We start from the raw sequence: 2,465 nt of genomic DNA, 5'->3' as shown, positions 1-2,465 counted from the left end.
CCCGCGCTGCGGGCGGCGGTCGGCCCGCACGGCACCGTGCTGGGCCTGGACCTGACGCCGCAGATGCTGGCCGAGGCGGTGCGCGCCGGGCGGGACGCGGCGGCCGCGCTGCTGGTCGGCGACTGCGGGCGGCTGCCGCTGCCGGGCGGGGCGCTGGACGCGGTCTTCGCCGCCGGGCTGATCGCGCACCTGCCGGAGCCCGCCGCCAACCTGGCCGAACTCGCCCGGGTCACCCGGCCCGGCGGTCGCCTGGCCCTCTTCCACCCGGTCGGGCGAGCCGCGCTGGCCGCCCGGCACGGCCGCCCGCTCACCGCGGACGACCTGCGGGCCGAACCGAACCTGCGCCCGCTGCTGGCGGCGGCCGGATGGCGGCTGACCGACTACGCGGACCGGGACGAGCTCTTCCTGGCGCTGGCCACCCGGACGGCCGCCTGAGCGCTCTCCGGGCGGTCAGCCGGTCGGACAGTCCGGCGGTCAGCCACTCAGCCGAGCAGGTCGAGCAGCGGGCGCAGGCCGGCCGGTCGCCGGTCCACCGGCAGGTGGTCGACCAGGTGCAGCGGGCAACCCAGCGCCGCGGCGCCGGCGTCCGCGCGGCGGTCGTCGCCGACCATCAGCACCTCGGCCGGCTCCCGCCCGATCCGGTCGCAGGCCTCCTGGAAGATCGACGGCGCCGGCTTCTGGGCACCGAACTCGAAGGAGAGCAGGTAGCAGTCCACCAGCGGGTCGAACCCGTGGGCGCGGAAGACCGGGCGCAGGTCCCAGCCGATGTTGCTGACCACCGCCACCGGCAGCCCGCGGCGGCGCAGTTCGCGCAGGGTCGGCTCGGCGTCCGGGTAGGGCTGCCAGGCCTGCGGGGTCATGTGCCGGTCGTACAGCGCGTCGGCCAGCTCCGGCACCGAGATCCCGGCAGCCCGGACCAACCCGGTGTACGCCGCGCGGTGGTTCGCCGCACTGAGGTCCCGGATCCGCCAGGCCTCGGCCAGCCCGGCCGGCAGCTGCTGCGGGTTGGGCCCGCCCGGCAGGGCGCCGAACTCGGTCAACCGCCGGGCATCCGCGGCGAGCTGATCCGCGGTCAGCTCCACTCCCGCCGCCGCGGCCACCTCGGTCAGCCAGCGTTCGGTCGACTCGATCCGGAACAGCGTGCCGGAAAAGTCGAACATCACTCCTTTGATCATGCGTCGATCCTGACACGGCCGGCCGTCGCCGGACAGGTCGCGGCCGGGCCCCGCCGCACCGTCAACGCCCGTGGGTCCGTGGCGCGCTCAGCCCGCGCCACCCGGGACCACCAGGCCGCTCTCGTAGGCCAGCACCACCGCCTGGGCGCGACTGGAGAGGTTCAACTTGGCCATGGTCCGGTTGAGATGGGTCTTCACGGTGGCCACGCTGACCACCAGCCGACCGGCGATCTCCGGGTTGGACAGGCCCTGGCCGACCAGCCGCAGCACGTCCAGCTCCCGGGTGGTGAGCGGGTCCAGGCCCGGCGGCGGGGCGACCTTGTCGGCGGCGCGGTGCGCGTAGGCCTCGATCAACCGGCAGACCACGCTGGGCGCGAAGAGCATGTCCCCCGCGGCCACCGTCTCCACCGCCGCCAGCAGGCGCTCCGGCGGGGTGTCCTTGAGCAGGAAGCCGGCCGCCCCGGCGCGCAGCGCCGCGTACACGTACTCGTCCAGGTCGAAGGTGGTCAGGATGATGATCCGGGGCGCCGGTTCGGTCGCCTCCGCCAGGATCCGACCGGTCGCGGTGATGCCGTCCATGCCCGGCATCCGGATGTCCATCAGCACGATGTCCGGGCGCTCGGCGGCGGCCAGCGCCACCGCCTCGGCTCCGCCGGCGGCCTCCCCGACCACCTCCATCCCCGGCGCGGCCCGCAGCAGCGCCGCGAGACCCACCCTGATCAACACCTGGTCGTCCACGACCAGCACGCGCGTCATGCCCGTGGCCCTCCCCTCAGCCGCCCCCTGGCGGGACCACCCTATTGGTTGACGGGAGCATGCGAGGCCGCGCCCACCGAATGTATTGAATATCGGCCAATGATCACGCGCAGCCCCCCTGGGCCGGGCCGCCGGCCCTCCCCCGGTCCGCCGCCTCAGTCATAGTCCCGCCCACTGACAGCCCAGGCGAGACCGCTGACCGGATCCTCCAGGGCGAGGTGCAGGTGCCAGACCTCGTCACCGTCCTCGCACCAGGTGAAGCAGCGCAGCCGGGCCACCAGCGCGGTCACCTGGGCCACCCGCAGCACGGCGTCGTCCTCCGCACCGCTCGTACCGGGCGCGCCGGAGGCACCGGTCACGCCAGTCGCACCGGGGGCACCGGTCGCACCGGTCGCGCCAGTCGCACCGGAGGCGCCGGCGACACCGGTCACTCCGACCGGGTCCGCCATCGCCGCCATCGCCGCCAGCACCCGCCAGACCGCCAGCCGGCCGCGGGCCGCGCCGCCGGAGCGGCCGCGGGCGCCGGCCCCCGAG

General features: G+C 75.6%; 4 protein-coding genes. 1 reads left to right on the top strand and 3 read right to left on the bottom strand.

Going from position 1 to position 2,465, the window contains the following annotated elements; genetic code table 11:
* Positions 1-435: class I SAM-dependent methyltransferase (locus tag ACQRUO_RS39220; RefSeq protein WP_428320968.1), on the top strand; the 435-nt coding region annotated here is incomplete at its 5' end.
* A 47-nt stretch (positions 436-482) separates the two neighbouring features.
* On the opposite strand, the gene ACQRUO_RS39215 is transcribed toward ACQRUO_RS39220, so the two are convergent.
* The 3 genes from ACQRUO_RS39215 to ACQRUO_RS39205 all read right to left on the bottom strand — a co-directional run.
* Positions 483-1,175, bottom strand: coding sequence for an HAD family hydrolase (locus tag ACQRUO_RS39215; protein ID WP_428320967.1), 693 nt, complete (start codon positions 1,173-1,175; stop codon positions 483-485).
* 87 nt (positions 1,176-1,262) lie between these two features.
* Positions 1,263-1,931 carry a response regulator gene (locus ACQRUO_RS39210; RefSeq protein ID WP_428320966.1) on the bottom strand — a complete coding sequence of 223 codons (669 nt, stop codon included), beginning with the start codon at positions 1,929-1,931 and terminating at the stop codon, positions 1,263-1,265.
* Between the two features lie 155 nt (positions 1,932-2,086).
* The coding region (locus tag ACQRUO_RS39205; protein ID WP_428320965.1) for a hypothetical protein at positions 2,087-2,465 on the bottom strand (379 nt) is incomplete at its 5' end.

Source organism: Kitasatospora sp. LaBMicrA B282, from assembly GCF_050325825.1.
GTDB lineage: Bacteria > Actinomycetota > Actinomycetes > Streptomycetales > Streptomycetaceae > Kitasatospora.
The sequence above is the reverse complement of the archived record's forward strand: the minus strand, read 5'-3'. Positions and strand labels throughout refer to the sequence as shown.